This is a genomic window from Janthinobacterium sp. P210006, assembly GCF_036231885.1.
GTDB classification, from domain to species: Bacteria; Pseudomonadota; Gammaproteobacteria; order Burkholderiales; family Burkholderiaceae_D; genus Janthinobacterium; species Janthinobacterium violaceinigrum.
Window position 1 is genome coordinate 1014839 of sequence record NZ_JAZARD010000002.1, and the last position, 26804, is coordinate 1041642.

At 65.6% G+C, this 26804-nt stretch carries 17 protein-coding genes; 6 read left to right on the forward strand and 11 right to left on the reverse strand.

The window, feature by feature from the left end; genetic code table 11:
• The first annotated feature begins 7 nt into the window (after positions 1-7).
• Positions 8-217 carry a DUF1203 domain-containing protein gene (locus tag VPH41_RS12955; RefSeq protein ID WP_328570327.1) on the forward strand — a complete coding sequence of 70 codons (210 nt, stop codon included), beginning with the start codon at positions 8-10 and terminating at the stop codon, positions 215-217.
• A 60-nt stretch (positions 218-277) separates the two neighbouring features.
• Here VPH41_RS12955 and VPH41_RS12960 read toward each other — a convergent pair whose 3' ends face one another.
• From VPH41_RS12960 to phaC, 3 genes are all read right to left on the reverse strand, one after another.
• Positions 278-880: a nucleotidyltransferase family protein gene (locus tag VPH41_RS12960; protein WP_328570328.1), complete on the reverse strand. Its 603-nt coding sequence runs from the start codon at positions 878-880 to the stop codon at positions 278-280.
• 197 nt (positions 881-1077) lie between these two features.
• Positions 1078-1641, reverse strand: coding sequence for a polyhydroxyalkanoate synthesis repressor PhaR (gene phaR, locus VPH41_RS12965; protein WP_092709520.1), 564 nt, complete (start codon positions 1639-1641; stop codon positions 1078-1080).
• Positions 1642-1866: 225 nt separating this feature from the next.
• The gene (phaC, locus tag VPH41_RS12970) at positions 1867-3612 is read right to left on the reverse strand and encodes a class I poly(R)-hydroxyalkanoic acid synthase (protein WP_328570329.1); all 1746 of its coding nucleotides are present in this window, start codon (positions 3610-3612) and stop codon (positions 1867-1869) included.
• Between the two features lie 82 nt (positions 3613-3694).
• Between phaC and VPH41_RS12975 the strand changes: the two genes are divergently transcribed.
• On the forward strand, positions 3695-3928 hold the full coding sequence (locus tag VPH41_RS12975; protein ID WP_226941537.1) for a hypothetical protein: 234 nt from the start codon (positions 3695-3697) through the stop codon (positions 3926-3928).
• Between the two features lie 16 nt (positions 3929-3944).
• Here the strand turns inward: VPH41_RS12975 and pgeF are convergent, their stop codons facing one another.
• Both pgeF and VPH41_RS12985 read right to left on the reverse strand, forming a co-directional pair.
• A complete protein-coding gene (gene pgeF, locus VPH41_RS12980) occupies positions 3945-4730 on the reverse strand; it encodes a peptidoglycan editing factor PgeF (RefSeq protein WP_328570330.1) in 786 nt (261 codons plus the stop codon).
• On the reverse strand, positions 4730-5755 hold the full coding sequence (locus tag VPH41_RS12985; protein ID WP_328570331.1) for an RluA family pseudouridine synthase: 1026 nt from the start codon (positions 5753-5755) through the stop codon (positions 4730-4732). Before VPH41_RS12985 ends, pgeF begins: the two co-directional genes overlap by 1 nt.
• 89 nt (positions 5756-5844) lie before the next feature.
• On the opposite strand from VPH41_RS12985, the gene VPH41_RS12990 reads away from it, so the two are divergent.
• Positions 5845-6648, forward strand: a complete 804-nt coding sequence (locus VPH41_RS12990; protein ID WP_152258852.1) for an outer membrane protein assembly factor BamD — start codon at positions 5845-5847, stop codon at positions 6646-6648.
• Between the two features lie 37 nt (positions 6649-6685).
• On the opposite strand, the gene yaaA is transcribed toward VPH41_RS12990, so the two are convergent.
• Positions 6686-7456 carry a peroxide stress protein YaaA gene (yaaA, locus tag VPH41_RS12995; RefSeq protein WP_287772237.1) on the reverse strand — a complete coding sequence of 257 codons (771 nt, stop codon included), beginning with the start codon at positions 7454-7456 and terminating at the stop codon, positions 6686-6688.
• 30 nt (positions 7457-7486) lie between these two features.
• Between yaaA and VPH41_RS13000 the strand changes: the two genes are divergently transcribed.
• The 3 genes from VPH41_RS13000 to VPH41_RS13010 all read left to right on the forward strand — a co-directional run bounded on the left by VPH41_RS13000 (position 7487) and on the right by VPH41_RS13010 (position 10333).
• The gene (locus VPH41_RS13000) at positions 7487-7921 is read left to right on the forward strand and encodes a putative toxin-antitoxin system toxin component, PIN family (protein ID WP_152284604.1); all 435 of its coding nucleotides are present in this window, start codon (positions 7487-7489) and stop codon (positions 7919-7921) included.
• Between the two features lie 82 nt (positions 7922-8003).
• The gene (locus tag VPH41_RS13005; RefSeq protein ID WP_152284605.1) at positions 8004-9182 is read left to right on the forward strand and encodes a pyridoxal phosphate-dependent aminotransferase; all 1179 of its coding nucleotides are present in this window, start codon (positions 8004-8006) and stop codon (positions 9180-9182) included.
• Positions 9183-9229: 47 nt separating this feature from the next.
• Positions 9230-10333, forward strand: coding sequence for an HD-GYP domain-containing protein (locus VPH41_RS13010; RefSeq protein WP_328570332.1), 1104 nt, complete (start codon positions 9230-9232; stop codon positions 10331-10333).
• On the opposite strand, the gene VPH41_RS13015 is transcribed toward VPH41_RS13010, so the two are convergent.
• From VPH41_RS13015 to VPH41_RS13035, 5 genes are all read right to left on the reverse strand, one after another.
• Positions 10265-10987: an RNA polymerase sigma factor gene (locus tag VPH41_RS13015; RefSeq protein ID WP_328570333.1), complete on the reverse strand. Its 723-nt coding sequence runs from the start codon at positions 10985-10987 to the stop codon at positions 10265-10267. The genes VPH41_RS13010 and VPH41_RS13015 overlap by 69 nt on opposite strands.
• Before the next feature lie 86 nt (positions 10988-11073).
• Positions 11074-24012 carry a filamentous haemagglutinin family protein gene (locus tag VPH41_RS13020; protein WP_328570334.1) on the reverse strand — a complete coding sequence of 4313 codons (12939 nt, stop codon included), beginning with the start codon at positions 24010-24012 and terminating at the stop codon, positions 11074-11076.
• A gap of 243 nt (positions 24013-24255) precedes the next feature.
• The gene (locus VPH41_RS13025; protein WP_328570335.1) at positions 24256-25251 is read right to left on the reverse strand and encodes a FecR family protein; all 996 of its coding nucleotides are present in this window, start codon (positions 25249-25251) and stop codon (positions 24256-24258) included.
• A gap of 123 nt (positions 25252-25374) precedes the next feature.
• Complete coding sequence (locus tag VPH41_RS13030; RefSeq protein ID WP_328570336.1) at positions 25375-25890, reverse strand: RNA polymerase sigma factor; 516 nt, start codon at positions 25888-25890, stop codon at positions 25375-25377.
• 2 nt (positions 25891-25892) lie between these two features.
• Entirely contained in the window at positions 25893-26654 is a 762-nt protein-coding gene (locus tag VPH41_RS13035) for a TonB C-terminal domain-containing protein (RefSeq protein WP_328570337.1), read from the reverse strand.
• Between the last annotated feature and the right edge of the window lie 150 nt (positions 26655-26804).

The following is a 26804-nucleotide window of genomic DNA, read 5'->3' on the forward strand; positions in this document are numbered from 1 at the left end:
ACCCGATGTGAACGATGACTACCAGGCGGCATCCGTGCCGTCTGCCTGGATCAACTTGCAGAGCAAGAGCCGGATGGCGGACGCGCCTGAATATGTGGTAGAAGGCACGTCGATTGAAACCCTGATTGAGCAGATCTTTGGCAATCAGGAAGTCAGCGATATCCACGTCCACAACGCCAGACGCGGTTGCTACGCTGTCCGGGTTGACCGGGCATAGGTAGCAATGGATTGCATGTGCAATTCTCAGGCTCCTGCATCGCTCATCATCAAATGCAGGCTATGAGCTTGCTCGGTCCGGTTCCAAAGCACGGCAGGAAGCAGCACCTGGGAATTCAATACGTAGCTTGGGCCAGGTACCTTGCCAATTCTTGCCACGCACGCGGCCTGCGTAGACCGATTGCTTCGCTGTCAGAAATCGCTCTGTCGGCCGGACCACCAGATCGAAAAGATCATGCAGGCCGAAAGGAGCCGCTATATCGATGTCTGCAAGGTCATTGAGTCGCACACCCACGGCAGTGGCGGTTTCCGGCCAGTATCTCATGGCATCGGAAGCGGTCAGGTAAGGCAGGTCCGCATTGCGTTCATGCATACGCGCCTGATTCTTTACCGACCAGCCCAGCGTGCCGTCCCGTGCTCTTAAACTCGACTCAAGCATGGCGTCATGCGCCTGTGTCGCCTTGCTTGGGTCGTACCAGATGACGTCGATATCGTGAGGCAGTGGCGAAGGCGAACGTTGGTGCAAATGATCCCAGACACAGCATCGCACAAATCCCGCAGCAACCCAGCAATCGGGCAGATCAAGTTCCCTGACAAGACGAAGGACATGCATACGCTCATTATCGGCTGCAATCATTGCCTGCAATTGCTCAAGCAGCACCATATATACTCCTCGTGGACCTGCAGTTGCATATCAAACGAACGCTGCGACGTCATCCTTGCCGGACAGCGTCTGCCCATCAAGGAAAAAGGTTGCACCATGCTCCGATCAAAACCCGGCACACCGAGGCGATATGGCGCCTGAATGCACAACGGCACAGGAACTCCTGTGCCGTTGTGCAACGTCAAAACCGGATCAGCTTATTTTTTGTCCGTCGGCGGAACTGGCGGCACAAACGGGAAAGTGCCGAACAGATTCTTGCTCTGGTTCTGCATCTGTTCCTGCATCTGCACGAACAGGCTCTTGCTCTGGTCGATGTAGTTGTTCATCATGCCTTGCATCATCGGCCCCTGGACATTCATGAACTGCGTCCACATTTCCGGGCTGAATGGCTTGCCTTCGAAACTGCCGGCCGACGTGCCCGTGAATTTGTGCTGGATATCGGTGAACGCCTGCACGTTCTTTTCCAGGTAGGACCCCATCATGCCCTGCATGGCGTGGCCATAGTAGCGGATGATCTGCGACAACACGCTGCTCGAGAACATGGGCGCGCCATTCGCTTCCTCTTCCAGAATGATTTGCAGCAAAATGCTGCGCGTCAAATCTTCATTGGATTTGGCATCGACGACGGTAAACACTTCATTGTCCAACACCAGCTGCTTGACGTCCGTCAAGGTGATGTAGGAACTGGTTTGCGTGTCGTACAGACGGCGGTTGGGATATTTTTTAATCAGGCGGTCTATACTTTTTTTTGCACTACTCATCACAAGTTCCACTTATTGCGCCGCAGCGCGTACAGAGTTAATCCGAAAAAAAAGCGAACGTCGGTCCGCTTTCGCACCTGCCTACTTTTTCCATTATAGAGTGGAAAACGGCTCCATTGCACATCAGGGTAGTAGATTCCCGCATTTATTGCAACGCAACTAAAAGTAAGTTCTTGGCAAGACCGGAGATTACGCCGGCCTTGCCTGGCGAGCAGCTTTTATAAACTAGTCTGCCCTGACTTTAACATACCGCCCCGGCGCGGGCTCGATTGCCGCGTGGCGCTTGTTGCCCGGCTTGCCTGGCGCCTTCACCTGGGCGCCGCCATGTTCGGCCAGGAAGGCCGCCCATTCGGGCCACCAGCTGCCCGCGTGCTCCGTCGCGCCTTCCATCCATTGCTCGGCCGTCAAGGGCTTGGCTTTCGCCGCGCGCGCGCCTTTGCCTGCGTCATTGCTCCAGTAACTGCGCTTTTTCTTCGACGCGGGATTGATCACGCCGGCGATGTGGCCCGACGCACCCAGGATGAAGCGGTTGGCTTTCGGCTTCTTCGGATTCAGCAAGGCCGTGCTCGCATACGCCGCGCCCCAGGGCACGATATGGTCTTCGCGTGAACCGTAGATGAAGGCGGGCGCATCGATGCTGCTCAGGTCGACCTTTTCGCCGGCCACCGTCAGCTTGCCCGGCACCTTCAGGCTGTTTTCCAAGTAGGTATTGCGCAGATACCAGCAGAACATGGGGCCCGGCAAGCCCGTGCCGTCGCCATTCCAGTACAGCAAGTCGAAGGCTGGCGGCTCCTTGCCCTTCAGGTAATTCGACTGCACATAGTTCCACACGAGGTCGTTCGGACGCAAGCTGGAGAACGTGCTGCCCAGGTCGCGGCCCGACATCAGGCCGCCCTTGGCCAGGGTCTGCTCGCGCAGCGCCACCTGCGGCTCGTCGATGAAGACGTCGAGCGCGCCCGTGTCGCAGAAATCGAGGAAGGTGGTCAGCAGGGTCAGGCTGGCGGCCGGATTCTCGCCCCGCGCCTTGAGCACGGCCAGTGCCGTCGAGACGATGGTGCCGCCCACGCAAAAGCCGAACATATTGAGCTGGTCCTGGCCGGAAATGTCCTGCGTGACCTTGATGGCTTCGATCACGCCTTGTTCGACGTAATCGTCCCACGTCAGGTGCTGCATGCTCATGTCCGGATTGCGCCACGACATCAGGAACACGGTATTGCCCTGCTCTACCGCATAGCGCACGAGCGAGTTTTCCGGCTGCAAGTCAAGGATATAGAATTTATTGATGCACGGCGGCACCATCAACAGCGGCCGCTGGTGTACCGTGGGGGTGCTTGGCGTGTACTGGATCAGCTGGAACAGGGCGTTTTCAAACACCACGGTGCCCGGCGTGGTGGCCACGTTGCGGCCTACTTCGAAAGCCGATTCGTCGGACTGCGAGATGCGGCCCTTGCCCATGTCGGCCAGCATATTGCTCAAGCCCTTGGCCAGGCTTTCGCCCTTGGTTTCGATCAGGGTTTGCTGGGCGTCGGGATTGGTGGCGAGGAAGTTGGCGGGCGACATGGCGTCGACGATTTGCTGCACGGCAAACGCAATCTTTTGCTTCTGGTGCGGCGTCGCTTCCACGGCGTCGGCCATGGCGCTGAGAAATTCCGCGTTCAGCAGATAGGCTGCCGCATTGAAGGCCGACAGGGGGCTGGCGTGCCAGGCGGGCGCGGCAAAGCGGCGGTCCTTCAGCTCCGGCGTCTTGCCGGCCATAAAGTCAGCCCACAAGCCCGTCAGCTTGGCCACGTAGGCATTTTTCAGTTGCTCGATCGCTTCCGGCTTGATGCTGGCGCCCGCATCCTGCAAAATGCCGGCAATCGGATTGCCGGCGGGCTGCGGTACCATGTTGAACCACGTCTTCCACTGCTCAGGATTGCTGATCTGCGCCATCCATTCCTTGGTCATCATTTGAGGATCGGGCATATTCATAGCTATATAAATCCATTCAAGAATTAATAAATAATTACTTCTGGGCCACCTGCATGCAAACTCTTACTCACTGCCACCACTCATGATGCTCATGACCGCTGTTGCCTGGATCTACGTCGTCGGCCTCATGGCGCTGACGGAACCGTCCATCGTCGCCGGGGTGATGACCTTCGTGCTGTACTGCGTCATCCCCCTGTCCATCCTATTCTATCTGACGGGCTCGCGGCGACGCAAACGCAAGGCCCAGCGTATCGCGGACATGCAGGCCCGCGCGCATGCATCAGCAGACGATAAAACAAAAACGGCAGACACATAAGTGTCTGCCGTGCAGATTATTTGCGCCAGATCAAGCTGGCCTGTCTTCCCGTGATGCCATCGCGCCGGTACGAGTAAAACTGCGCCGCATCGCTGACGGTGCAGTATTCCCCGCCCGCCACCTGCGCCACGCCATCGCGCAGCAGCATGGTACGCGCCAGGCCATAGATATCGGCCAGGTACTTGCCCGGCTTGCCAGCGATGGCCGTGAACGCGGCGGACAGCACTTGCCGCTCAGCATCATCGCGCGCGCCGTCTTGAAACGCCTGCAGCACGTCGTGCCCCACCTCGAATTGCTGTGGACCAATGGCCGGACCCAGCCAGGCGAGGATATCCGTCGCGCCCTGCGCCCGCATCGATGCCACCGTGCGCTGCAAGACGCCGTTGGCCAGGCCCCGCCAGCCCGCGTGGGCCGCGCCGACGACCAGGCCGTCGCTTGAGCTGAACAGCACAGGCAGGCAATCGGCCGTCATCACCACGCACACGGCGCCCGCCTGCGTGGCGATGCTGGCATCGGCATCGGGCACGCAACCGTCCAGCTTGCCGGCATCGGCCACGGCCACGCCATGCACCTGCGACAGCCAGGCCGGCTGCGACGGCAGCATGGCGGCCAGGCGCGCGCGGTTGGCCGCCACGTGCGCGGGGTCGTCGCCCACGTGCGTGCCCAGGTTCAAGCCACCGCCGCCCTGCCCGTCACCATATGGCGCCTGGCTGACGCCGCCCGCGCGCACGGTCGCCAGCGCGCCCACGTTCGCGGGCAAGCCGGGCCAATGGGGAATCAGGCAAGACAACGGTGCCGTCATCAGACTTGTTCCGGCTCGGGAATGCCGGCCGTGGCGATCAGTTCGGCGAAGTCATCGGCCAGCGGCACGATCCATTCGCACGCTTCCAGGGTGCCCGGATGCACGAGGCCCAGGCGGCGTGCCTGCAGCGCCTGGCGCGAGAACACGGACACCAGGTGCTGCTTGCCATACACATAGTCGCCGACCAGCGCAAAGCCCAGATGCTGCATGTGCACGCGGATCTGGTGCGTGCGGCCTGTTTCCAAGCGGCATTGCATCAGACTCACGGGACGGCGGTCGAGTTCGCCGCTGCCGATCAATTCATAGTGCGTGATGGCGGGCTTGGCGGTGAAATTCTCCGACACGGCCATCTTGACCCTGTCGCGCGGGTGGCGCGCGATGGACGCATCGATGGTGCCTGCAGCCTTTGGCGTGCCCCACACGAGGGCGAAATATTCGCGCTTGACGGTGCGCGCCTGCAGCTGGCGCACGAGGTCCGTTTGCGACGCCAGGGTCTTGCCGACCACCATCAGGCCGCTGGTATCCTTGTCCAGGCGGTGCACGATGCCGGCGCGCGGCACGCCAGCCAGTTGCGGGCAGTGGTGCAGCAGGCCGTTGAGCAGCGTGCCCGACCAGTTGCCGGGGCCCGGATGCACGACCAGTCCGGCCGGTTTGTTGATCACGATGATATGCTCATCTTCGTGCACGATGTTCAATTCCATCGCTTCCGGCTTAAAAGCCTCGTCTTCCGGCGCGCTTTGCGGCAGAATGACGATCTTCTCGTCGCCATAGGCGGTCATGTTGCGTTTGGCAACTTTTCCGTCCACGGTCACGAAACCGGCTTCCAGCCACAATTGCAAGCGGCTGCGCGAGTATTGCGGCACCAGCTGGGCGATGACTTTATCGAGGCGGTGGCCGCAGGCGTCCGGCGTCAGTTCCAATGTAATCGGGGCCATTTCCTCGAAGACGTCGTCGGCGGCAAAATCGCCGTCAAACGCCTCTTCGGCAGCATGGTCAGAAAGGGAGTCAAACGCGGGGTCAGCCAAATTAGGCTTCGGAGTTAATATCACAGCATTCCCATCGGCTATAATCAGCCTATTGTAAAATCTTGGTTAAAACCTTCTTGCAAAACGTCATGCAAAAAAAATTATCGTTGGTAGTCGCTTCAGTCGTTCTGCTCGGCATGTCCGCTTGCAGCTTGTTGCCTGAAAAAGTGGATGAGACCAAAAACTGGTCCGTTACGAAATTATACTCGGAGGCGCGTGAAGAAATGGCCGGGCAGCACTATGAAGCTGCAATCGGCCTGTTCCAGAAGCTGGAGGCTAACTATCCTTTCGGCAACTATGCTCTGCAAGCGCAGATGGAGATCGCTTACGCGTATTATAAGTCGGGAGACCAGGCTCAGGCATTGGCCGCCGTCGAACGCTTCATCAAGTTGCATCCGAACCACGCCAATGTGGATTATATGTACTACTTGCGGGGCTTGATCAGCTTTAACGACCAGATCAGCTTCCTGAACTTCCTGTACGAGCAAGACCCGACCGAGCGCGACCCGAAAGCCACGCGCGAAGCGTTTGCCGCCTTCAAGCAACTGGTCGACAAGTTTCCAAATAGCAAGTACGCGCCCGATTCGCTGGCCCGCATGAACTATTTGATCGATGCAATGGCGAAATACGAAGTCCACGTGGCCCGTTATTACTACCGCCGCGGCGCCTACCTGGCCGCTGCCAACCGCGCGCAAACGACGATCAGCGACTTTGCCGCCTCGCCCGCCATCGAAGAAGCGCTGTTCATCATGTACCGCTCGTATGACAAGCTGGGCTTGACCGACTTGCGCGACGATGCCTTGCGCGTGCTGACCAAGAACTACCCGAACACGGCATTCCTCAGCCCGGAAGGGGTGAACAAGGAACGCAAGTGGTGGAAATTCTGGCAGTAAGCTGCAATAAAAAACCGGGCTAGCCCGGTTTTTTTACTTATTCGCCCACCTTGCGTCTAAATACCCAGCTGGTGTCGTTCGACGCTTCCGGCACGAAAGCGTAGCCGTCGACGTCGAACTGCTTCAGCTGTTCCGGGTCGCGGATGGCGTTGACGGCCGCATAGCGGGCCAGCATGCCGCGCGCGCGCTTGGCGTAGAACGAGATGATCTTATACTTGCCGTTCTTCCAGTCCTCGAACACGGGCGCGATGACGGGCACGTCCAGCTGGCGCGGCTTGACGGATTTGAAATATTCTTCGGATGCGAGATTGACCAGCACCTTCGCGCCCTGCTCCCTGGCCGTGCGGTTCAGGCCGTTGGTGATGGTGTCGCCCCAGAACGCATACAAATCCTTGCCGCGCGCCGTCGACAGGCGCGTGCCCATTTCCAGGCGGTGCGGATGGATCAGGTCCAGCGGGCGCAGCAAGCCGTACAGGCCCGACAGGATGCGCACGCGCGACTGGGCATAGTCGAGCTGGGCCGGCTGCAGGCTGCGCGCCTCGAAACCGGCATACACGTCGCCGTTGAAGGCCATGATGGCCTGGCGCGCTTCGGCCAGCTTGGGGGTCCAGGAAGCGTAGCGGGCCACGTTGAGGGCCGACAAGGCATCGGAAATGCCCATCAGGCTGCCCACTTCGGCGGGCGAAAACTGGCGCATGCGCTCGATGAGCTGGGCGGAATGGTCGAGAAAATCGGGGGTGCTGTGCAACGAAGTGGTTGGCGGCGTCTCCAGGTCGAGACTCTTGGCAGGCGAAAGCACGATCAACATAAATTATCACTACAGAATAGAATTGCCGACATGATACCTGCTCCACAAAAACTCGTCCTCGACACCAACGTTTGCCTCGACCTGTTCGTCTTCAACGATCCCCGCTGGGCGCCCCTGCTGGCGGCCATGGAAAGCGGCGCCGTGCAAGCCATCACGCGTGAGGATTGCCGTGCGGAATATCTTGTCGTATTGCACTACAAGCACCTGCCGCTCGATGAAGCCAGCCGCGCCGTTGCCGCCGCCCGCTTCGACGCCCACATCACCGTGGTGGCGCCGCCCGTGTCCGGCGTGCGCCTGCCCGTCTGCACGGACAAGGACGACCAGAAATTCCTTGAACTGGCGCGCGACGCCAACGCCGACATCCTCATCACCAAGGACAAGGCGCTGCTGAAACTGGCCCGCAAGACGGCCAAGGCCGGCATGTTCAAGATCATGGTGCCGGAAGGCTGGAGCTTGGCAAGCTGAGCCATCGAGGCCTGCACGGAACGCCACGCGCTGCGCTAGAATGGGACATGATTCCACTTTCCGCACCGCGGCCCTACCGTTCATGAACAGCCCGTCCCTGCCCCACCTGACTCCCACCCTGACCACCCGTTTGCCTGCCGTCGGCACCACCGTGTTTACCCGCATGTCCAGCCTGGCGGCCCAGCATGGCGCCGTCAACCTGGGCCAGGGCTTTCCCGACTTCGGTTGCGACCCGGCCCTGGTCGAGCTGGTCAGCGACGCCATGCGCGCCGGCCACAACCAGTATCCGATGATGACGGGCGCCGCGCCCTTGCGCGTAGCGATTGCCGCAAAGATCGCCCGCCTGTACGGCCACGCCTATGATGCGGGCACGGAAATCACCGTCACGGCCGGCGCCACGCAGGCGCTCACCACCGCCATCCTGTGCTGCGTCCACCCGGGCGATGAAGTCATCGTCATCGAACCGGCCTACGACAGCTATTTGCCCGCCATCGCGCTGGCCGGCGGCGTGCCCGTGCTGGTATCCATGCAAGTAGGTGAGCAAGGCTACAGCGTGCCGTGGGACAAGCTGGCCGCTGCCGTCAGCAGCAAGACGCGATTGATCATCATCAATACGCCGCACAATCCGACGGGCACGATCTTGCGCCCTGCCGACGTGGCGGCGCTGGCCGACATCGTGCGCGGCACGCAGATCCTGATCCTGTCCGACGAAGTCTACGAGCACATGGTGTACGACGGCGTGCCGCACGCGTCCCTGAGCCGCAACGCGGAACTGGCGGCGCGCAGCTTCATCGTCTCCAGCTTCGGCAAGACGTACCACGTGACGGGCTGGAAAGTGGGTTACGTGGCCGCGCCAGCGGCCCTGACGGCGGAATTTCGCAAGGTGCACCAGTACAACGTATTTACCGTCAACACGCCTATGCAGCACGGCATCGCCGGCTACATGGCCGACCCGCAGCCCTACCTGGACTTGCCCGCGTTTTACCAGCGCAAGCGCGATCTGTTCCGCGACGGCCTGGCGGGCAGCCGCTTTACCCTGCTGCCGGCCGACGGCACGTATTTCCAGTGCGTGCGCTACGATGCCATTTCGCAAGAGACCGAAGCGCAGTTCGCCGAATGGCTGACGACGGAGATCAAGGTGGCCGCCATCCCTGTCTCCGCGTTTTACGCGCAAGGCAAGGAGTCGGGCATCGTGCGCTTCTGCTTTGCCAAGCAGGACGACACCTTGCGCCTGGCGCTGGAGCGCCTGCGCAGCATATAACCGAGCACTGAACATGGCTTCGCTGCGGCGGAGCAAAGGATGACAGCATGGTACAGCGTCGCATCGGCCCAGCCGACCTGGTTCCCGGCGAACCCCTGCCCTGGGATCTTTTTCTGGCGGACCATAGTGCTGGCCCGCAACTACGCAAGGGGCAGATCATCACGGACGGCACGCAGCTGGGCCGTTTGCTGCAGCTGGGCCTGTACGTGGGCGCACCGGACCAGCCGTCCGTGCTGCGCCTGCTGAACGAGGCGGCGCAGCGCCTGGAACGGCTGCTGCTGGACTTGCGCAGCGAAAACAATGCCGAGCGCGACGTGCGCGACATCGCCCGCGAACTGCTGCGCGCGCTCGAACACGATGCCGACATCGCGCTGGCCAGCATCCTGCTCAACCAGATCGCCGGCAGCTATGCCGTGCGCCACTGCATCGAAACGGCCTTGCTGGCCATGCTGGTGGGCCGCAGCATGCACAAGTCCCACGATGAACTGCTGCTGATCGGCGCGGCCGCGCTGACGATGAACGTGGGCATGCTGCGCCACCACGACAGTTTCCAGGACCGGCGCGGCCCCCTGAACGACGAAGAGATGCGCATCGTGCGCCAGCATCCGCAGGAAAGCACGGAGCTGCTGCGCTGCGCGGGCGTCGATGACGAAGAATGGCTGAGCTGCGTGCTCCTGCACCATGAAAACGACGACGGCAGCGGCTATCCGCAGGGCCGCACGGCCGATGAAATCCTGCAAAACGCCAAGCTGATCGGCCTGGCCGACCGCTATTGCGCCCGCGTTTCCGCGCGTAACTACCGGCGTTCCATCGTGCCCGACCAGGCCCTGCAGCACATCTTCCTCGACCAGGGCGTGCCCATCGACCCGCTGCTGGGCGAACAATTCGTCAACTTGCTGGGAAAATATCCGCCCGGCACGTTAGTGCGCCTGCGCAGCGGCGAACTGGGCGTCGTCACGCAGCGGGGCGCCACCCACGTGCACCCGCTCAGCGACCCGCTGGGCGCGCCGCTGGCGGCCGTCGAGCTGGCGCAACTGCTGCCGCGCGACACGGCCGACAGCCGCTACGCCATTATTTCTTCGCTACACGAAGACGATGCCGGCCTGCATTTCAGCATGCGGCATGTGTGGGGAGATGAGGCGCGGCTGTAGCAAAATGGCGTCCTCGGCGGCGAGCACCTTGGCCTGCCAGCGGCGCGAGAAACCGCGCCGGGGCTGGCTGATGCCGCCGAGCACAGGCTGCCCGGTTTCACGGGCGCAATGGTCCAGGGCCTGGCGCAGCATGGTATCGACATTGGTCAAGGACACCTGATACTCGTCAGCCACCTCCTGGCGCGTTTTTTCTTCTATCCTCAGGGCCAGCAGCACGGAACGGTGCCGGTACGGCATGCGCTGCATCGCGCGCTCGACCGCCGCCAGGTCCGAACGGGCCAGCGCAATCAGGTCCGGGCCGGGAGCCGGATCCGTCAGGTGTTCGACCGCCGCCTCGTCGTCGTACTGCGACGAGCGCCTGCCGCGCAGCTGGTCCATCGCCACGTTGCACGCCACCCGGTAGACATAGGCGTGCGGGTTTTGCACGGATACCGGGGTGCCGGCGTCCGCCAGCCGCAGCCAGGCGTCGTGCAGGCAATCGCTGGCCAGGTCCGCGCAACCGAGATTGCGCAGCAATCGGCGGTGCAGGCGGGCGTAGTTCGCCGCCAGGAAATCGCGCAGCACGATGCCTGGCTCAGGCTCGCCGAACGGCCCTGCTGCGAGCGCATCGGCAATATTGGCGGCCTCCAGGCCATCCAGGGTACTCGGGTTCATGAGGTCTACCTCGGTGTTCGGCTGCAAGAATGGGGGGAGCACCGCCGCCTGTTCCCTGCACGGGGCAGGAAACAGGCGGGCAGGCGCTACATGCCGCTGGACTGGCGCTCCTGCTGCAACTGGCGCAGTTGCTCCGGGCTCAGGCGCGCAAGCTGCTTGGCGTCAAAATCCCGCCCCACACCAAGGAACTGCACCGGATTGGCAGGGTCGTAGGGAACGCCGAGGGCGGACTGCAAGCCGGCCCGCGGTGGCGGCGGCGGTGCTTCCGCCTCCCCTTCCATGGGCTCGTTGCCAAAGCCGAGCAGGCGCACCGTGAAGATCGATGGCAGGCTCTGGCGCGTCGTCGTGCGTTCGCGCTGCAGCACGTCCTGCGCGGCGGCCGTCGCTTGCGACGCTGCCGCACTTGCATTGCTCAAGGCGCCCACGTTCACCGCCGCCATGGCCGGCATGCCCGTCGACTCGCCCTTGACGGCGATGTTGGCCGCATTGACCACTTGCAGGGCCGCCAGGTTCACATTGCCCGACACCCGGATGCCCGCTTCGCCCGCGTCGATGGTGCCCAGGGGCGCGATCAGGTCGATATCGCCGGCCGGCACTTCCGGAATCGGCGCCAGCGTCGCAATCCCTGCGCCCGTGCTGGGCACCGACGACGACAGCCTGACGTTGCCCCACTGGTCATACACGCGCTTGGGCGGCGTGTACACGATGGTGGTCTTGGAACCGCGTCCCGCGTTGATATCGCCTTCGGCCGACCAGCCCATGACGTGGCCGCCGAAGGTGGTCATGATGCGGCTCTGGCCCAGCAGGATGCTGCCCTGCGCATACAGCGCGATATCGCCCTGGCCCTGGGTGATGACGCCGGGAATGACGCCTGCCACGGCCACGGGCGCCGTCCCGTCGATGCCGTAGACCTGCTTGCCGCCCGGGGTGAGCATGGTGATGTCGCCGCCGAACAGGGTGTTGACGCCGGCGGCGCCGTACAGCGTGATGTCGCCCTGGTAGACGGTCTTGCGGCCCTGCGCATCCTGCGCCGGGAACAGCGCCGCGATGGCATTGCGGCCCCGCAGATAGCTGCCGGCGCGGGGACTGCCGGCATCGTTGTACTCGCGGCCGCCGGCCTTCAGTTCGGCAAAGTACACATTGCGCGCATACACGCGCTGCTGCTCGGGGGCCAGCGCGTCATAGAAGGCCTGCGCGTCGCCCGCCGCACCCGCATAGGCGTGGCGGTCGCGCAGCCAGTTCACCAGGTGCAGCTGGCTGGTCTGGACATAGTCCTGGCGCAGGTCGCGCCGGGGCTGGTCCGCGGCGGCATCGCGCCTGGCCTGCAACGCGGCCAGGAAGGCGTCCGCGCCGGCCTCGTCGCCCGTGTAGCCATGCTGTTCGCGCAGCCAGCCGGCCAGGGTCAGCTCCCGGTTGTAGAGGTAAGGCACCTTGCCGGGCTGGCTGGCCAGCGCGGCGCCGCTGTCCGCCAGATTGCCCGGGCTCAGGTAGCGCCGGCCAAAGCCTGCGTAGTCCGGTCCTGCGGCACCCACGCCCGCCTGCATGACGATGCTGGCGCCCGGACGCAGGTCTCCTGCAGCGACGGGACCGAGGCTCACGACCGAGGCCCTGTCCTCCATCAGGAGGTTGCGCCCCGCAGAAATTTCCAGCGTGCCGGGACCGGCGACGTTGAAGGAGCTGTAGAGGATGTCGCGCCCGGCGGAAACGACAGACACATCGTTGGGGGCATTGTGGACGAACAGGTTGCCACGACTTTCCCCAATGGAGCCCACGCTGTCCCTCATGGTGGAGCTGATGACGCCCGGATAGATGGTGGGCAAGCCCAGGGCGGTGCCTGAACTGACGATGTCCCGCCCCGCCCGCATCCACACGGGGCCTGCGGACTCATGGCGGACCTGCCCCAGCCGCGAACCGCCGAGCGTCAGGATTTCACCGCTGCGCAAACCAACGATGTCGCCATGCTGGGCGTAAAACCTGGCCGGCGCTGCCTGGGAAGCGGGACGTGCCGGATCGGCCGGCGTGCGGAAGGCAAACAAGGAGAATCCGGCACTCGTGGAAGACGATGTGGCGTCGCTGCCGAGGTTGTTGACCTCGGCATCCGAAGCACCGGTCTTGCCGATAAAGGCCGGCGCGAACGGTGTCGGCATGGAGCCCGGGCTTTCACCCGACTGGTTGACCGCATAGCCACTGGCGTAGATCGAGTCCCCGGCCAGCATCGCCAGCCGTCCCTGGCTCGACGGCGCCAGCAGCAGCGAATACGCGGGATCGTTCGGCGGCGGGGCGCTGCCCAAGGCGGACGGGCCCAGATAGATACTGCCGTTGGCGGCCACCGCGCCCAGTCTGGACGGGAAGACGAAGCGCCCGTCCGACGGGGAGTAGTTCAGCCCTGCTGTGGGACTGCTGCCGGCACTCCCGCCTAGCGAGACGGTCTGCACGCTGGGCGTCAGGCTGCCGCCTGCGGAGAACAGGTCGATGGCGGTGCGCCCCGTCCACAACGAGAACCAGGTGAGCCCATCGGTCCCGTCGTTCCTGCCCTTGTAATTGAACGCCTGGGTGTTTTCGGTAGTAATACGTCCCGGGTCGCCCGCTCCCGCCAGCACCAGGTCGCCCCGGGTCGACAGGCTGGCCGTGGCATCGCCCAGCATCAGGGTGATCCCGCCGGTAGCCGTGCCCAGGCTTGCGGCATAGGGCGAATAGGCCCGGCTTTCCCTGGCATCCTGCTCTCCGCGCAAACTGCCATAGTTCAGGGCGATACCGCCCAGGCTGCCTGCCTGCAGGTTCAAGGCGCCGCGCAAGTTGGTCAGCACGCCGTTGAGGCTGAGTTCCTGGTCCTTGTAGTCGGCCGACAGCGTGCGGCTGGTGTTGCTGATGCGACTCGCGCGAGCGTCCAGCCCGGGATTCAAATCGCCGCCCATGCGCACATCGAGGTCGCCGCCCCCCGTCAGCAGCAATTGGCCGTCGACCACCCGCCCGGTGCTGCCCACCGCCAGCACCAGGCCTTCGCTGCGCGGCGCTCGCGCGAGGGCGCCGCGGCGCGCCAGCATGCCGCCATCGCTGCCCAGGTCCAGCGTGAGGTTGCCGCCGCCCAGGGTGCCGATACCGGTGAAGCCCACCAGGCGTGGCAGCAGTTCTATCTGTGCCCGGTCCTCGAACAGAAGGTTGCCGCCGGTGCTACCCTTCACATACGTGCCAAAGTTGATCCACCAGCTGGTGGGGATGGGCGCGACACCGGCGGTGTTGCCCGTGCCTTGACGCCACAGCCAGTTCCCCAGCCTGTCACTGGCAAGCTGCGCGCGACCGTCATTGGCCATGGCCTGGCCTGTGCGTGGCGCCCAGACGTTGCCCGTCAGGCTGGTGCCCGCGCGCAACAGCAGGTTGCCGCCCCCGTCGGGATACCAGGCGGCATACGGGCTGGCGGCGTCTTCATTGACGAGGGCTTCATGCGCCTTGGCGGCGCTGCCCAGTACCGTGCCATCGGCCGCCGTGGCGCGGGGCCGGTTGAAGTCGGCGGCGGCAGTGCCGGCGCGCGCAGCGCTGGAAGCGCCTGCGGTATAGACGCCGTACGGCGATTGCATCGACACCTTGCCAGCGGCGATCAGGTCCAGGTCGCCGGTACCCGTGCGCAGCACGCTGAAATGCTGGCTCACCGGCGAAACCAGTTTGACCTCGCCGACGATCACCTGCTCCGGTATTGCCGGCGTAGGTTCGCCCAGGGCAATGCAGAAACCTGGCTCGCTGCAGGAAGATTCATCATCGGGAAATACCGGCTGGCCGGGCACCTTATCGAAAAGTTCACCGAGCTCGTCCCACACGTACTTGATGCGCACGCACACGCCCGGCTCTTCGCAGGAACCCGCGTCGATGTCCGCCACCGGCGTACCCGGCTTGACGCCGAACAGTTCTCCGCCAAGCTGGTCCCAGTACCACGCGCCGCCCGGCTGGGCGGGTTTTCCCGGGATGATTTTCTTGTCATGGGTTTCGTAGATGCCATAGTGCGTGTCGGCCAGGGTCAGGTCGCCGGCAAAGGCCGGCTTGATCGAGCGGGTGTCGGCCGCCTGGGTATCGGCGCCCGACACCAGGCGCAACGACCACGACTGCGAACCTTCGGCCAGCATCGGCGCCACGGCCCAGTTCTGCCGCGCCACGGCGCCCGTCGCGGTGCGCAAGGGCACGGACAATGCGCCATCGGGCAACTTGACGTCCGTGCCGAAAGGAATCAACGCACCCACATGGAGTGGCAGGCTGCCGGCCAGCAGCACGCCGTCGGCCGCGCTGCCCGTCACGGACCCACGGCTGGGCAATGGCACGCCCGCCGGCCAGGTCATGGCGCGCAGCGAGGCGGCGCCCGCCAGCAAGGTGCCCGCGTCCAGCCGTGTGCCGGCGGCCAGCACGACGGCTTGCTGCAACAGGGTGCCGGCGGCATACAGCAGCTTGCCGCTGCTGTCGTGCACGGCCGCGCTCAACACGGTGTTGGCCGGTACGCTCCATGGGGCGTCGAGGATGCCTGCGGCGGGCAGCACCGTGCCCTGGGCCAGCATGGTGGCCTGGATAGGCAGCGGATAGTTGAGGGTCTTGCCAGTGGGGAAGGAAGTGCCATTTGCCAGCACGACGCCGGGCCCTGGCACGACCACATCGCTGCCGAACCCTTGCAGGCCGGGCGTCAGCACCCAGCCCTTATCGTCCGGAGTGGCCGGCGGCGGGGCAAAACCGTCGTTGATGCTGCCGTAGATGTCCAGGTTGCCACCGGCGCGCACCACCAGGCTGCCCACCTCGCCCGAACCGTAGACCGAGGTCTTCGGCGTGTTGGGGTTGACGCTGGCATAGCGCATGCCCGACAGGTCCAGGTCGCCACTGACGACCAGGTCGCCTTCCGTGACGATTTCAATGCCGGGGCGCAGGCGGAAGGCATCGCGGTAGCTGCCGTTGTTCAAGCCGGCCAGCTTGCCTTGCATCAGCCCGTCGTTGCCCAGGGCCTTGTCGATGAAGGTGGTGCCCAGCGCGTGTTTTTCATCGAGATAATGCTGGTCGACGAGCTGATACGGGCGGCCGCTGGCCGACGGCGCGGTGCCGGCGGGTGCGTCGGTGTAACGGGCCACGGCGTTGAGCGCGATGGAGCGCGCGCCCAGGATAGCCACACGCCCGGCCGCATCGATGGCCACGTCATCGGCATGCAGCCGTGGCGCGTTCAGCTCCAGGGTGCCGCGGGCCAGGCCGTCGTATTGTCCCGGCCGGTTGCCCGGGGCGGCCGCCGTGCCGTGACGCAAGTCGATGCGCACGCCGTCGGCCAGGGTCAGCTGGCCGTCGCCACTGTTGAGCTCGACCACCGCGCGGTTGGGCGCGTCGATGATCTTGCCGTAGCTGTCGACGCGCAATATCGTGCCGTGGGCATCGAGCACGGCGCTGCCGGCCAGGGTCAGGCCCTGCTTGCCGGCCAGGCGTATGCTGCCGACCCGTTCGCCACTGGCGTCGATGGTGCCCGTCACCGTCAGGCGGCCGTTATCGAGCGACACATTGACCTGGCTGGCCTTGAGTTCATTGCCGATCTGCAGGTCGCCCTGCTTGAGCTGGAAGCTGCGCGCGCCAAACACCTGCCCCTGATTCAGGCGCTGGTTCAGCGCGGCGAAATCCCCCACCCGCTGCGCGCGGATGTCCACCCCGCCCGCCTTGTACGGCACCAGCGTGCCGCCCGCATCGTAATAGCCGCTGCCGGCGGCGCGGATTTGCCCTTGCAGGTCGATCTGCCCCCCGTTGGCGTCCTCGGCCACGGCCTTGAGCAAGCCGCCCTGGTTGGACTGGGCCGACAGGTCGATCAGCGCGCCGGCCGCCTGGCGGATGTTGCCGTGCCGGCTCTCCAGGGTCACATCGCCGCCCCAGCTGTATTTGCTGACGTCGTTGATCTGCACCTTGCGGCCGCTGAGGTCCAGGCGCGAAGCGGCGCCCAGGGTCAGTTCCTCATCGGCGCCCAGGGTCAATTTTCCACTCGGTAGCACCACCGCCGTGTCGAGGGCCAGGCTGCGTCCGGACAGCAGCAGCTCGGCGCCCAGCGCATCGATGGCCGCCGCATCGACCGGCGCCGCGCCGCCGGCCGGGGCCGCGACGGTCACCGCACCGCCGGCAGTGATGCGGTTGACGGAACCGGCTTCGCCCGTGAGCAACGGCGTGCTGATGGCCAGGTTGCCGCCGCTGTACGCAAAGCCCTTGCCCGCTTCATAGGCGCCCTGGGACTGATGCACGGCCAGGCTGCCTTTATGGTTGGCCGTGATGCGTTCGCTGGCGTTGAGCCTGACGTTGGCAAAGCCCAGGGTCATGCGGCCATTGCCGGCAACGCTGTCGGGCTGGGCGTTGCGGCCATAGCCGAATTCGATGCGCCGGGCTTGCAGCTCCAGCGTGCCGCTGCCCGTGCCCGCGCCATTGCCGATCACGGCCGGCGGCGCGCCAGTGTCGCCACCCCAGACGAGGGTGCCGGTCTGGATCAGCGCCACATCGCCCGCGTTGCCGGCACCGTAGATCGCCGGAGTGGTCAACAGCAGCTGGTCGAGCAGCGACTTGCCCGAACCGTCCAGCGTGCTGAGGGTCGTGCTGCCATAAAAGTTCAAGGATTGCCCGGCCGTCAGCGCCAGGCTTTGCAGGGCCGGCGCACCGCGGGAAGTATCGCCGCGCAGCAGCCGGTCCATCACTTGCTGGTTCAGGGTCAGGCCCGACGGCAGCACGCCCCGCGCGGCAGCGTCGGCCAGCGCCTCGGCGCCGCCGACGTTGATGCCGCCCACCGCCAGCGCCAGGTGGCGGGTGCCGAAGCGCACGCCATCGTTCAGGGCAAAGCGGTTGCTGGTGGCAAAGGCAATCGAGCCGTCCGAATACAGCGACGTCTCGCCGCTGCAGGCAGCGGCATTGCACTGGCCGACCAGGATGCTGCCCGGTCCGATAAAACCGTTGCCATTGACGGGGGCCAGCATTTGCAAGCGCCCGTTGGAGACGGCCAGCACACTCCTAATGCCTGGCCGATAGATAAAACCATCATCCGAATCATAGGCTGCCTTGCCGCGACCCACAGTATTGATCGAGGCGCCTTGCTCGACTGTTATGGCCCCCGCGGACCTGCCCGTCACCAGGAACACTTCCGGCGCCGCCAGGGTTGCGCCCTCGCGCACGGACACGGCATTGGCGATCGTGCCTCCCTTGTCGAATTCCGCGAAATTGCCGCCCTGGCCATACTTCACCGTCATTTCGCCGCCCACCACCAGACGGGCAGCCCCCAGGGCATTGAGGTCGCTGGCGCGCACGGATACCATCGACGGCGCCGTACTGGCGCGGGCGCCGTCGGCAATCACTTCCAGGTCGTCGCTGGCGAGTACCGACACCGTGGCGCCAAAGCCATTGTCGGCGGGTTTGAAACGCCCTTCCCCGCCAAAGGCAAGCCCCAGCCCCTCTTGACCGGCAAGCAGCTGCAACTTCAGGGTCTTGGCGTCTGCCTCGAGTGCGGCACGCGGCACGCCCAGCCGAAGCGCGTCGGCGCGCACGAAGTCCGCATAGCGGGTTTCGTTGTATTGGGAATAGCTGCGCAATACCTGTGCGGGGGTGACGATCACCTGGCTGGCCAGGCTGTCGCGTATGCCCGTCTGCGCAATGGACAGCACGCCTGTGCTGGACCAGGAGCCATTGTTCATGGCCGACGCATGCGGCGTGGCGCCGGGGGCGAAGGCGGGCGCCAGGCCGTTGATCTCGACACGGAAGGCACCCGGCAGCAAGGCGTACGTGGAAGGCAGCAAGGTGTAGGTGCCAGCCGCCAGGCCGGGAATGCCGGCGCCGATGCTGATCTGCTGCCCCGCCAGCGGCTGGCTCGCTCCCGCTTCGCCGCCGCTGGGTGCAATGCCTGCCTGGGCGCCGGGGACGATGGCGTAGACGGGGTTGGTGGCCAGCCCCGGCAAGACCAGGCGTCCATCCTTGCCCACTTGTACCAGCGGGTGGTAGCGCGCATCGGTGGAACCGCCCCGTCCGGAAACAAACGCCGCGCCCAGCAATTCGCCGCCACCGGACAGGTCCAGCACCGCGCCTGGCAGCACATTGAGCGAGCGTCCAGTCAGCTGCACGCCAACGGCCAGGCTGCCCGTGTCGTAGGTGCCGCCGACGCCCAGCAACTCCACCTGCTTGCCGTCGTAGCGCCAGGTCACGCCGTCGACCGTGCCGCCATATGGCAGCACCAGCCCGCCGGCGCCGACGGAAGTCAGGCTGTCCGGCAACAAATTGATCACCTTGGTGGCGTGACGGATGTCCGCGCCGACGCCCAGGCTGAGCTTGCCCATGGGGGCCCGCAGCACCCCGCCTTGTTCAATCGTCGAGGCACTCAGCAACAAGCTGCCGAACACGGAATACGGTTGCGCCGGGGCCGTACTGCCCACCCTGCCGATGCGCAAGGTACGCGCCGGGTCAAAGTCGCTGTTGGCGCCCATGTTGCCGGCCGTGACCTCGGCAATGGCCCCCGTCGCGGGGTAGATCTGCGCCGCCGTCAGGTTCAGGTCGGCCTGGGTGGTCAAGCTGGTCTGGGTCTTGCTGGAGCTGCGCGCCAGGAAGCGCATGTCGCCCTGGCTGACCAGCTCAGTCTGGTCGAAGGCGCGGCGGTCGATACCATCGGCCAGGGCTTTGGAACGCGCGGCATGGGCGCCGACGCTGACGCCGTCACGCAGCTCCAGCACGTTGGCCGCCTCCACCCGCAATACGCCGGCCGCGTCCTGCGTGGAAACGCCGCCCTGGGCCGTCGGGCGCACGGCGCTGTCGACGCTGTTCTGGCTATTGTTGCCAACGCCGGCCAGCCGCACATGCGGCGCCGCCAGCAGCACCCGGGACTGCCGGGCCGCGCCATCGGCCAGGGCCATGGCTCCCGAGTACAGGCTCAGGCTCTGCCCCAGGTGCAGCGACACGTCGCCGTCAAAGCTGATCAGGCCATTGCTCAGCAGCGACAAGTTGTCGAAGCCGCCCGCCCTGACCTGGCTGGCCGCCAGCCGGCCATGGCCGTAGGCCAGGCTGCCGGCGGCGGATTCGGGGGTACTGCCGTTCGGCAACGACGAAGCGGGGCCGGCAGCGCTGACGATCCATTCGCGCGCTTGCCGCACGCGGGCCGTGGCCGCATCGATGTAGAGCGGCGCTTCCAGGGCCAGGCTCAGGCTGCCGCCGGCCGCCCCCGCACCGCCGCTGTTGGCCACAAGCGTGCCGTCCAGGTACACGCCATTGTTGGACGCGAGGGAGATGCTGCCGCCACGGCTGGCGACCAGGCTTGGGCCGCCGGCGCCGGGCAGGTCCAGCACCGCATGGCTGCCCGAGGCGTCGAGGCGCGCGCCTTCGCGCACCACCACGAACAGGTTCGCCGCGTCGGCGATCCCGGTGGCGGCATCGACCGTCCCGCCGATCGCGATATTGCCGCCCGGCCCCACCGTGCCGTAGTGGCGGCCCAGGCTGTCCACCGCGGTGACGGCGCGCGCCGCCACATCGAGCACCGCCTGCTCACCGATCCAGATCGACCGGCCATGGCCCTGGGCTTCCACGCTGTCCGACACGGTGGGCTGCACGCTGACACCGCCCAGGGCGATGCTGCCGCCCCAGGCGTTCAGGGTGCCGTCCACGCTCAACTGGCCTATGCTGCGCACGCTGATGGACTGGCCAGGGTCGACGCTGATCCGGGCGCCCTGGCCGATGCGCGCCTGCGCCGTCGCCATCTGCGCGGCCGTCGACCACAGCGAGGTGCCCGCTTGCAGATTCAGGCTGGCCCCCTTGCGCGGGGTCAACTGGCCCTTGGCGGGGTTTTCCTGGTACTGGGGCGGCGTCCAGATGTCCAGCGCGCTGCGCGGACCGGCGCCGCCCGGCACCTCCTGCGCGCTTGCCTTCAGGCGGTACACGGGCGCTGTCACGTCGACCTGCGTGCCGTCGGCCACCAGCAAGCCGGTATTGCCGGTGATGTCGTACGCGCCGAAACCCTTGTTGAAGAAACCGCCGCCGAGCAGCAAGGTCCCCGCCTGCGGGGCGACGGCTTGATCGCTGATCAGGACCTTGCCGGCCTGCACGCTCAGGCGCCCGCCGCCGCTGACGCCGTAGCCGAGCAGCTCGCCGTTCAATACCAGACTGCCCAGGCTGCCGGCGGTGCTGGCGTTGACGGCCAGCGTCAGGTTGCCGCCCTTGCCGCCGGAAGCCCGGCCTGCGGCATCGAGTGCCGCGCCGGAGGACACGTCCACCCGGCTGCCGGCGGCCAGGATCACGTCGCCGCTGCTGCGCAAGGCCACGCTACCGCCGTTGAGGTAAGGCAAACGGCTGCCGTCGCCGGCGTCGGGCAACTGGTTGCTCCACAGCCCGCTGGCATCGAGCGTCACCCCTTGCGCCACCGTCACGCCCGCCGCCGTTCCCGCCGGCGCGGCAAGCAGCGTGTCCTGGACCTGCAGATTGTTGCCGATCTGGTTCAGCACATTGCCCAGCCGGATCGTGCCGCCGTGGCTCGTCAGGTCGGCGTTGACGTCCACCTTCGGCCCATACAGCGTGATCTCGCCCGCATGGCCCACGGCCAGGCCGTCCTGGACCGCGATGCTGTTGCGCGCCGCGATCTTGATACCGCCCAGTCCGAAGCCGTTCAAGCGGTCGGTGTCGAGGAACAGCGTGCCTTGCCGCTCCTGCGGCAGCACGGTGTCCATGTCCAGGCCGGCGGCGACCTTGCGGACGTCCTTGCGCAGCACGACGTCCCGCAGCGTGTCCGCATCTGCCGTCAGCTGGTATTGCAAGGTGGCGCTGTCCTTGACGAAGTACGGCAGATATTTGCCGACCGCCAGCTGCCCGCCCCGCGCCACGGCCAGCTGCGACTGGTCGTAGCCGTCGAGCCCGGCCTGCGCCGCCTGCGTCTGACGGCTTCCCTGGAAGGTGTTTCCCGCGATGTCGCCCTCGAGCACCGCGTTCTTCGTCCCGACCACCAGCACGCCCGCATCGCGGCCCACCGTGTAGCCGCTTTCCAGCCGGCTCTGCATGCCGATCAGCGGGTTGTAGTAATAGCCGGTCACCTTCTCGCCCCAGCGTTCGTGCTTGTCCTCGAAGCCCTTGTAGACGCCCGTGTAGCGCTGGTCGCCCGGGGCCTGGCTGACTTCATACAAGCGCCCATCGGCCCCCTTCAGCCAGGTCTGGCGGATGAAGCCGCTCTGCACATCGATCGTGCCGCCGGACAGGTTGATGTGCGATCCGGCCTGCGTGACCACCTCGTTGCCGCCGAAGTTCACCGTGCCGCCCTGCGCCATCCATTCGCCCACGGTATGGCCCGCGGTGCCAAGATAACCGCCCACCTCCAGCAGGCCGCCGGCCGTATACCAGCGGTCGCTGTCGTAGCCGTTCGTGCCCTTGGGAACGAAGACGAGGCGGCGGCGGTCGATCCACGCGTCGTTGCTGTTGAGGCTTTTGCCATCCCGGTTGAGCGGCGCATCGCGCTGCTCGTTGCCCTGGATGTTGACTTCGACATTGTTGGACGCCATCGCCACGCTCACGCCCACGGCGCCGGACACGTCGAGCATGGCACGCTCGCGCACCAGGCTGCGGCCCGCCGCGTTGACCACGATCTGGCCGCCCGTGGCAAGCGTGAGCGAGTCGCTCTGGAAGTCGACCGTGCCGCCGCTGGCGATCTCGATGCGGGACTGGTCGCGGCGGTCGGCCAGGGCCGCAATGTTGTCGGCGCTGGCCAGCACGGGGCTGCGCAAGCCCGCGCGCTGGCTGTCCAGGGCCGTCTTGCCGTCGTCCTCGATCAGCACGGCGGTGGCGGCGCCCTGGCCGAAAGCCACCTTGCCGTCCGCGCCGATGGCGTTCAGGTGCACGGTGCCGCGCGTGGTGACGCTGGTGGTGGCAAGGACGATGCCGTTTTGCTGGACGTCACGCCCCACCAGGGTCACGTCGCCCTCGCGGGCCTGGATCAGGCCGGTGTTGCTGACCTTGCCGGCCAGCTTGTCGCCGCTGAACTGCGGCGTGACTTCGTTGCCGCGCGTGGTCGACGCCTGGTTGCCATCCGTGCCCACGCCCTTCTTGATGACGAAACTGTTGCCGGCCGCAAGCGTGGTCTGGCCTTTCTGCGTGGCGATCTCTCCCCCGTTGTGCACCTCCTTGCCGAGCAGCAGGACGTAGCCGCCCCCTTCGGTGGAAGTCTTCGGGGCCTGCGTGGCGATGCGGGCGCCGGACTGGATCTCTACCTTGCCCTGGGCATTGGTAAAGCTGGGCTGGCTGGCATTGGCCGTGTAGATGCCGCTGCTCTTGAACTGGCCGTCGTCGATCTGGGCGGCGGCCGCGACGAGGTTGCGCGTATTGACCTGGCTGCTGCCATGGAAGACGATGCCGTTGCGGTTGACAATGAGCACCGTGCCATCGGCCTTGATCTGGCCCTGGATCTGCGAGGGGCGCGCATTCGGATCGTTGATCCGGTTGAGGACGGCCCACTCCTTCTGCTGCCTGAATTCGACCGTCGTGTTGCGACCCACATTGAACGTCTCCCAGTTCAGGATAGCCTTGTCGGCCGTCTGTTCGATGGCGACGTTGCTGCGGCCGTCGACCTGGGAAAGCACGGGGGCATTGGCGTTGTGCCAGCCTACGGTCAGCGAATCGGTATCGATCTTCAAGCCACCCGCGGTCATGCCGTCGGGAACGGATGCCCCGTTCGCTGCCGCCAGGCGGGCGGCGGCCTGGGCCGACTGCTGCGCCGCGATGCCGCGCGCGGCCAGGTTCAGGTTGCTGATGGAGCGCTGCAGTTGCTCGTTGGCCTTCTGCTGCTGCCCAAGCGGGCTCGTCAGGTTGGATGCGGGCAGGCCGTTGGGCAGCCGGCCCGTTTGCGACGCCGTGTCCCGGACCGCGCCCTTGTCGGCAAACCATGCCGGACTGAACGCGCGCTGCGCATGGGCCGGCACCGTCACCGCGCCGGCGGCCAGCGTCAGCGCGATGGCCCGCGCCAGCGGCGCCAGCCTGAATACCCGGTCCTGCTTGCGTATCGTTTGATTTTCCCTGCCACTGCGCCCGCGTGTGTTCATGTAAGTTTCCGCCTGGTCATTGAGTCGATGCCGTCCGGCTGCCCGTCTCGCGCCGGCCAGCCACATTAATGAAGGCTTTCCCCATCGCAGCCGAGTAGCGCCGGCGACAGGAAGAGCCCCTATGCAAGGGTGACGAACCGCACCACGCAAATACCGCAAACTTTTTTGAAACTTTTTTTGAAACCTGTGCGCACAGCGAAAAATACGGCGCGCAAGGCCGGGCGACACGATGGAACGCGCCGTTCAGCTCAAGAGCAGCAATCCCGCCGGCAGCGACCGTGCCCGCAGCTGAAACGATTCCTGCAACTGCCACAGCGCCAAGTCCAGCGAGGCCGTGAAGAAACGCCCGCTGACGGGCTTGTTGCGCACGGCATCGTTCATCAGCACCACGCGGCCGGCGCGGTAACGATTGATTTCGTCGAGCACGTCGGCCAGGGGGGCCTGGTCAAACACCAGCATCCCCTGGCGCCAGGCCGACACTGTTTTCGGGTCGATGCCGGCAATGTCGCCCAGCGAACTGGCGCCATACACCATTTGCTGGCGCGCATGCAGCTGACGCGCGCCGGCCGGATGCTCCACGCGGACGACGCCATCGATACAGGTGACGCAGACCTTGCCATCGAGGTGGCGCACTTCGGCCCGTCCGGATTCGAGCAGGCTGCGGCCAACGCCAGCCACGACGGCAAAGGCCGGCCCTGCCGCCCTCAGATCGATGGACGCCTCGCCCGTGAGCAGGTCCAGGCCGACCAGCCTGCCGCCATCGATCTGGCGACGTATGCTGGTGCGCGTATTGAGGATGACGTCGACACCTTGGGACAGGGCCAGCGTGCGCTGTTCGCCGGGGGCGGTGCGCTCGTCTGCAGCCCACTCGTCCGGCCCCGGCCACAAGCCCAGGGGCGGATGGACCACGGCCACGCCGGCCACGGCCGCCGCGCCGATGGCAGCGCCGAGAAAAGCCCGCCGTCCGCCGGACGCAAGGAGGGGACGGCGCGCGCGCGCCGGCACGGCCTGCGGCCTGGCACGCAGCAACTCGCGAGCCGGGGCCTCGAGCGCATCCCAGCGCCGCTTCACGTCGTTGTACGCGGCCTGATGCAAGGGACTGGACTGGACCCAGCGCCGGAACCGTTGCGCATCCACTTCGCGCGCGTCGCCCGAAGTAAGCAGGCGCAACCAGTTCCACGCCTGGGCTTCCAGGTCGGCGGACGAAGCGCGGCTGTCCTTGGGCGGCAGCGTCTTCATCGTGTCAGGTCCAGCGGCCAGGCCGGGCCGCAAAGCAGGAAACCTGCGGGTTGCTGCGTGCTGCATGCATATGTTTTTTGCTCTCTCATACTTGATGACGAATGGCGCCCCGGAAAACCCGCATTATTTATGCTCCGCCGCCAGATAAGCGTCCAGGCGCTCATGGACGCGCTTCAATTCGTATTCGACCGTCCGCAACGACACGCCCAGCCGCTGGGCCGCCTCTTTTTGCGTCACGCCTTCCGCATGCACGAGCAGCGCGACGGCCCGGCGGCGCTCGGGCATGCGGTCGAGCAGCTGGAACAGGGCATCCAGGTCCGAGCGTATCTCGGCCGTACGCGCCGGTCCGGGAGCCGGGTCCACCAGTTCCTCCAGCAATGCATCGACATTATCGCCGGACAGCAGGCGGCTGTGCCGGCGCTGCACGTCTACCGCAATATTGACCGCCATCCGGGACAGGTAGGCGCCGGGATTCTGGACGGGCCCCAGGTCTTCGCCGCCCTTGAGGCGCAGCCAGGTATCGTGCAGCGCATCGCCGGCATCTTCCGCATTGCCCAGCTTGCGCGTCAGGCGCTGCTTGATGGTGGCGTAGTGCTTGCCCAGGTAGTTCAGCAGGAAAAGCTGCGTGCCGTCGGACATGGCTAGCCCTCCCCCTGCTGCTGGCCGCACTGCGGCCCCACGCCGGGGGCGCTGGGCGCAACCATCATGGTCAGAGGCTGCCGCGCGATTGCCGCAGGCGGCAGGCGGCCGATGCGCACACCGCGCACCGCGTGCAGCAATGCGGCATCGCGGCGGGCATCGCCACTGCTGCCCAGCAGGCGGGCGCCGCCGATACGGCCATCCGTCTCCAGGTAAAACCGCAGCAAGGAAGTATAGTTGCCGGGCCGGGTGCGCGCATCCGCGCAAAGCGCCTGCCAGATACGCATCTGCACCAGTCCCGCGTAGCCATCCTCGCTGAACAGCTCGGCCATGCCATTGCGCGGCAAGGTAGATGCTGGTGCTGCGGGCGCCGCGCCCGCTTCTTTCAGGATGAACGTCTGGCCCAGGCTGGAGCTGCGCTTGTCGGCAACCAGTCCGGTACCTTCCAGCAGGATGCGCAAGGCCGCTACGGCCGAGTGAAGGCCGTGCACGGCCGTGGAAGTGCGGGCATGCACCAAGTCACTGGGAAACAACACTGGCTGCCCCGTAATGTCCGCATACTGGTTCAATGCCGCATACAGGGGCTGCGCCGGGATATCGAACGCCAGCGCAGACAGGGCCGCGTCAGAAACGGGGTGGGCACGCGCGGCGCCTGCGGGCGGCAGCCCGGGAGGCGCGCCGTGCGCGCTTTCTGCCGATCCGATAACCCCACCCAGCACCCAGAAGAGCACCCGCCCGCCAAAGCTCAGTGCGCCGGCGTACACGCACACCCCGGTCGATCCCGCCGCTCCGCGTTACCGCGCGCGTCGTCACGCCGGCAGCGGTGCTGCAAGGACCATGGCAAGGTGACGGATCGAGTCGGCAAGGTAGGCACACCATTCGGAAAAGGTGCATAGTGGCATTCAAATGTGACG

Coding starts and splice junctions, on each gene's coding strand:
- pgeF (WP_328570330.1), bottom strand. CDS start 4,730: ATGACGGCACCGTTGTCTTGCCTGATTCCCCATTGGCCCGGCTTGCCC.
- VPH41_RS12960 (WP_328570328.1), bottom strand. CDS start 880: ATGGTGCTGCTTGAGCAATTGCAGGCAATGATTGCAGCCGATAATGAG.
- VPH41_RS12975 (WP_226941537.1), top strand. CDS start 3,695: ATGATGCTCATGACCGCTGTTGCCTGGATCTACGTCGTCGGCCTCATG.
- VPH41_RS12990 (WP_152258852.1), top strand. CDS start 5,845: ATGCAAAAAAAATTATCGTTGGTAGTCGCTTCAGTCGTTCTGCTCGGC.
- VPH41_RS13005 (WP_152284605.1), top strand. CDS start 8,004: ATGAACAGCCCGTCCCTGCCCCACCTGACTCCCACCCTGACCACCCGT.
- VPH41_RS13025 (WP_328570335.1), bottom strand. CDS start 25,251: ATGAAGACGCTGCCGCCCAAGGACAGCCGCGCTTCGTCCGCCGACCTG.
- phaC (WP_328570329.1), bottom strand. CDS start 3,612: ATGAATATGCCCGATCCTCAAATGATGACCAAGGAATGGATGGCGCAG.
- VPH41_RS13030 (WP_328570336.1), bottom strand. CDS start 25,890: ATGTCCGACGGCACGCAGCTTTTCCTGCTGAACTACCTGGGCAAGCAC.
- VPH41_RS13010 (WP_328570332.1), top strand. CDS start 9,230: ATGGTACAGCGTCGCATCGGCCCAGCCGACCTGGTTCCCGGCGAACCC.
- VPH41_RS13015 (WP_328570333.1), bottom strand. CDS start 10,987: ATGAACCCGAGTACCCTGGATGGCCTGGAGGCCGCCAATATTGCCGAT.
- VPH41_RS13020 (WP_328570334.1), bottom strand. CDS start 24,012: ATGAACACACGCGGGCGCAGTGGCAGGGAAAATCAAACGATACGCAAG.
- phaR (WP_092709520.1), bottom strand. CDS start 1,641: ATGAGTAGTGCAAAAAAAAGTATAGACCGCCTGATTAAAAAATATCCC.
- yaaA (WP_287772237.1), bottom strand. CDS start 7,456: ATGTTGATCGTGCTTTCGCCTGCCAAGAGTCTCGACCTGGAGACGCCG.
- VPH41_RS13000 (WP_152284604.1), top strand. CDS start 7,487: ATGATACCTGCTCCACAAAAACTCGTCCTCGACACCAACGTTTGCCTC.